Consider the following 4849-nt stretch of genomic DNA (forward strand, 5'->3'; position numbering starts at 1 on the left):
CTGGTGATCGGACTCGGCGGTACGGCGGCCATGATCCGGCGCATGCGTGCCAACCTGCTGGACGAACTGGCCAAGCCCTACACGGTCACGGCCCGCGCCAAGGGCCTGCCGCCCCTGCAGGCGTTGCTGAAGTATCCGTTCCGGATGTCGCTGAACCCGTTCGTGGCGGATATCGGCAACCTGCTGCCGCACCTCGTCTCGGGTTCGGTTCTGGTCTCTCTGGTGCTCAGCCTGCCGACCGTCGGGCCGCTGCTCCTCGAAGCCCTGCGCAGTCAGGATCAGTTCATGGCCGGCTTCCTCCTGATGTTCGTCGCGGCCTTGACCCTCGTCGGCATGCTGATCTCGGACCTGATCCTGGTCTGGCTCGATCCGCGCATCCGCATGGGCCTGCGATGAACCGGCCCGCCATGAACGACGCGCTCGCCGCATCGGGACATTTCGTCGATCCGGCCCCCTTCGAGCCTGAGGCCAGGGCCGAGAGCCCGGTCGCGACGGCGTCCGCCTGGCGGCTGATCCTGCGTAAGTTCCTGCGCCATCGTCTGGCCGTGGCCTCGGCCCTGATCCTGCTCGCCCTCTACGCGATCGTGCCCTTCGTCGAGCAGCTGGCACCCTACGGCCAGGCCCGCCGCAACGGCGACTACCTCTATGCGCCGCCCCAGGGCGTTCACCTGTTCCATGCGGACCGCTTCGTCGGCCCGTTCGTCTATCCCTACCGGGCCCATCTCGACCTCGACACGTTCCGCCGGGACTACAAGGTCGACGCGTCCGCGCCGCAGCCGTTGCGGTTCTTCTGCCGGGGCGACGGCTACGACTGGCTCGGGCTCGTCCACACCGACTGGCACCTCGTCTGCCCGCCGGAGAACGGGACGCTGTTCCTCCTCGGAACCGACAAGCTCGGGCGCGACCTGTTCTCCCGCATGGTCTACGGGGCCCGGATCTCCCTCACCATCGGCCTGGTCGGCGTGGCGATCTCCTTCACCCTCGGGCTCTTCTTCGGCGGTATCGCGGGCTATTTCGGCGGCATGGTCGATGCCGGGGTGCAGCGGCTGATCGAGGTGGTCCGGTCCCTGCCCGAGCTGCCGCTCTGGCTCGCCCTGTCGGCGGCCCTGCCGCCGAACTGGAGCCCGCTGCTGATCTTCTTCGGGATCACGGTGATTCTCGGGCTGCTCGACTGGCCCGGGCTCGCCCGAGCGGTGCGCGGCAAGCTGCTGGCGCTGCGCGAGGAGGATTTCGTCCAGGCCGCCGAACTCATGGGTGCCTCGCCTGCCCGGGTGATCGGCCGGCACCTGATCCCGAACTTCATGAGCCACCTGATCGCCTCGGCGACCCTGTCGATCCCGACCATGATCCTCGGCGAGACCGCCCTGTCGTTCCTCGGCCTGGGCCTGAGACCGCCGGTTACCAGCTGGGGCGTGCTGCTCAACGAGGCGCAGAATCTTGCGCGGGTGCAGCTCTACCCTTGGCTGCTCCTGCCGGTCCTGCCCGTGCTGGTGACGGTGTTGGCCTTCAATTTCATGGGCGACGGCCTGCGCGATGCGGCCGATCCCTATCACTGACGGAGGCGGCCGTCCCCGCACGTCCGGACGGGCGTCTCTAAACCCCTAACCCGCGAGCGGCAACGGTGCGATACGTGTCGGTGCGGCGACGCCCTTGCGCTCGAGCAGGCCCGGCGGCGGCACCGGGGCCTCGATGGTGCAGACCACGCCGGTCGGCTCGTAGCTGAGGACGACCTCGCCGGCGAGTTCCCGGGCGAGGCTGCGCTCGATCAGACGCGAGCCGAAGCCGGTCCGCGTCGGCTTCTTCACCGGCGGGCCGCCGCGCTCGGACCACCGCAGCGACAGCTGCATGTCCTCCGCGCGCCGGACGGTCCACGAGATCTCGACTACGCCGCCCTCCGCGGAGAGCGCGCCGTACTTCACGGCGTTCGTACCGAGTTCGTGCAGGGCCATGGCGATGGACAGCGCGAGCCGTGGCGGCAGACGCAGGGCCGGTCCCACGACCTGGAACCGCGAGTCCCGGCCGGCGCCGGCCTCCAGAGGCCGGATCGCGTCCGCCACGACCGCGGAGAGTTCCGCGCCCTCCCAGCTCTCCCGCGTGAGGACATCGTGGACCCGCGCCAGGGCCAGGAGGCGCGCCTCGAAGGCGGCGCGTGCCGCATCGGCCTCCGCGCCCTCCAGCCCGCGCAGCGACTGGGCGGCGATCGACTGGACCGTCGCCAGGGTGTTCTTCACCCGGTGGTTCAACTCGTGGATCAGGAGCAGCAGGTGCTCCTCGGCATTCTTCGTGTCGGTGATGTCGATGTTGCAGCCGGTGTAGCCCAGGAAATTCTGTCCGTCGTCCAGCCGCGGGACACCTTCGCACTGGAGCCAGCGCACCGCCCCCGTCCGGTCGATCACCCGGGCCTCCGTGCGGAACGGGATCCGGGCCTCGAAGGCCTCCGCGAAGGCGGTCCGGAAGCCGTCCAGATCATCGGGATGGACGATCTGGTGCCAGCCATCGTCGTTGAACTGGTTGGCCGGCAGCCCGAACAGGTGCTCGAAATGAAGATTGGCGAAGCTGACCGCCCCGGTCTCGTCGGTCATCCAGATCAGGGCCGGCGCCGAATCGGCCATGTGCCGGAAGCGCGCCTCGCTCTCGCTCAGGGCGCTCAGGCCGCGCTTAGTCTCCGCCAGCGCCCGGTCGCGCTCCTCTTCCCGGGTCCGCAGCCGGAGCGAGGCCTCGGACAGCACGACGGCGAGTCGCTGGATCTCGTGCACCGGTGAGGACACCCGCGGGATCGCCTCACCCCGGGCGAGGGCTGGCCCGGAGGCGGCCAGCAACCGGAGGGGGCGCGAGACCCGCGACCAGAGATTCACCGCCAGGAGCGACGACGTAGCGAGGACCAGCAGGCCGAAACCGGCGAACGCCCAGATCCAGCGCCGCACCCGCGCATCGACGACAGTCTGCGGGATGCTGGTGGCGACCATCCAACCCGTGAGCCGCGAGCGCGCCTCGATCACCACCACCGGCTTGTGCTGGCGGTCCTGGCCGTCCCAGACGCCGGGCGTCGCCGACTGCACCTGTCGAAGGCTGGCAAGGCGCGGCTTGCCGACCACCGCCTCGGGATCCGGCAGCCGGGCGAGAACGATGCCGGCCCGGTCGCTGATGCCGGTGGTCCAGCCCGGGACGACCTCACGGGACAGGATGCCTTGGAGGCGCGACAGGGGCACCGTGAAGCTCAGGATGTAGCCGACCTCGCCGTCGATCATCACCGGCACGCCCACCGCGTAGGTCGCCTCGCCCGGCATCGGACCCGGCACGTAGCCGCTTACCATCGCCCGTTGCGTGCCCCGGGCGAGGTCCTGATCGAAGGGGAACGCGACGATCGGCATCGGCGCCCCACGGGGAACGCCGGTGTTCACCACCTCCTGACCGTTGGGCCGGCGCAGCAGGACGTCCAGATCGATCGATTCGCGCACGAGACGCGCCTGCGCGTCGAACGCCTCGAAATCGCTCTGCCGGATCCGCGGCGAGGTGGCCAGCGTCTGGAGCACCGAGACCAGACCGGCGGTGTCGCGGTCGAGGGACAGGCCGATGCCGCGCACGTTCTCGCGGGCGTCCTGCTCGAAGCGCGCCCGCTCGGCGGAGGCGTAGCGCATCAGCAGGATGCTGGTGAACAGCAGGCCCGGGCCGATCAGCGCGATCACCAGCGCGATCAGGTAGACCTGCGTCGAGAAGCCGTTCCGCCCGAAGCGATGCAGCCGCCGCGACAGCCACGACCGGCGCGCGGGGATGACCGCCGGGACGCCCGCCCCCTCGGCTTGGTGATCCGGACTCAAGCGGGGTCCGTCCCCGGCCCGCAGTGCCCCGCAGGCGCCTTGCCGTTCCCTCGCCTCATCATCGGTCGATATGGCCGAGATCGCGCGCCGGGTCGAGGTGGTCGCGCACGCGTTGCTTCAGGGTCTTCACGTCCGGGAAGCCGCCGTCCCGCACCCGTTCCCAGAGGAGCGCATCGCCCAGCGTGATGCGGAACAGGCCCCCCGAGGCTGGGACGAGGGCGACCTCGCCGAGATCGTCGCGAAAGGTTGAGAGCAGCTCCTGCGCCATCCAGGCTGCCCGCAGCAGCCAGTTGCACTGGGTGCAGTAGGTGATCGCCACGCGCGGCCGATCAGGCCCCGTCGCGCAGGCCGCCGTCACGTCGCTGCCCTGTCTCGCGCCCGCTGGCCCATCGTGCATGACCCCACAGCGCACCGGGCCGCGGGCCTTGTCAACCTCGCCGAAGCCCGTGGCGGCGCGACTGCCGCCGGCGACGGCCGAACCCGGACTCGGCAATCCGGGATGCGGAGGCGCTTCGCCGGCCCGTCTCCGTACGGCAAAGATCGTCGGCCGCGCTTGACGTCCCGGGCCGCCGCGCTCTAGAACGCCGGCCACCGGGTTGCGGCGCCCTCGGGGGCGAGCGGCTCGATCGCGTGCGTTGAAACGGCACGCCGGTACGGACGGTTAGCACAGCGGTAGTGCGTTCCCTTCACACGGGAAAGGTCGCAGGTTCGATCCCTGCACCGTCCACCATCCCGCTCCCATCCCCAGACGGTCTGATCCCGCGGGCCACCGTGTCGGTTTGCCGCCCGAAATGCGCGTGCTAAGGGCGCTCGATCGGTGAACGCATAAGCTTGGACCCGGCCCGATCCGGGTCGCAGGTTACGGGCAGGGGAAGGGCGGGAACAGCCATGAAGGATATCCTCGACAAGCTCGAAGAGCGGCGGGCGCAGGCCCGGCTCGGCGGCGGTGAGAAGCGCGTCGAGCCGCAGCACAAGCGCGGCAAGCTCACGGCGCGCGAGCGGATCGAACTCCTCCTCGACACGGGTCGTTC

4 protein-coding genes and 1 tRNA gene are annotated in these 4849 nt (G+C 70.2%); 3 read left to right on the forward strand and 2 right to left on the reverse strand.

Annotation, left to right across the window (positions count from 1 at the left end; all coding sequences use genetic code 11):
* Together I53_RS03690 and I53_RS03695 are read left to right on the forward strand one after the other, a co-directional pair.
* A partial coding sequence (locus I53_RS03690; protein WP_043346803.1) for an ABC transporter permease subunit occupies window positions 1–396 on the forward strand: 396 nt, incomplete at its 5' end.
* A gap of 11 nt (window positions 397–407) precedes the next feature.
* Window positions 408–1556 (forward strand): ABC transporter permease, encoded by a 1149-nt coding sequence (locus I53_RS03695; RefSeq protein WP_043346804.1) that lies wholly within the window; start codon window positions 408–410, stop codon window positions 1554–1556.
* A gap of 45 nt (window positions 1557–1601) precedes the next feature.
* On the opposite strand, the gene I53_RS03700 is transcribed toward I53_RS03695, so the two are convergent.
* Both I53_RS03700 and I53_RS03705 read right to left on the reverse strand, forming a co-directional pair.
* Complete coding sequence (locus I53_RS03700; protein WP_083935959.1) at window positions 1602–3818, reverse strand: HWE histidine kinase domain-containing protein; 2217 nt, start codon at window positions 3816–3818, stop codon at window positions 1602–1604.
* Window positions 3819–3876: 58 nt separating this feature from the next.
* On the reverse strand, window positions 3877–4215 hold the full coding sequence (locus I53_RS03705; protein ID WP_251982208.1) for a SelT/SelW/SelH family protein: 339 nt from the start codon (window positions 4213–4215) through the stop codon (window positions 3877–3879).
* A gap of 258 nt (window positions 4216–4473) precedes the next feature.
* Here I53_RS03705 and I53_RS03710 point away from each other — a divergent pair.
* Window positions 4474–4548, forward strand: a tRNA-Val gene (locus tag I53_RS03710).
* Window positions 4549–4849 lie beyond the last annotated feature (301 nt).

Source organism: Methylobacterium sp. B1 (genome assembly GCF_000333255.1).
GTDB lineage: Bacteria > Pseudomonadota > Alphaproteobacteria > Rhizobiales > Beijerinckiaceae > Methylobacterium > Methylobacterium fujisawaense.

Coding starts and splice junctions, on each gene's coding strand:
- I53_RS03695 (WP_043346804.1), top strand. CDS start 408: ATGAACGACGCGCTCGCCGCATCGGGACATTTCGTCGATCCGGCCCCC.
- I53_RS03705 (WP_251982208.1), bottom strand. CDS start 4,215: ATGCACGATGGGCCAGCGGGCGCGAGACAGGGCAGCGACGTGACGGCG.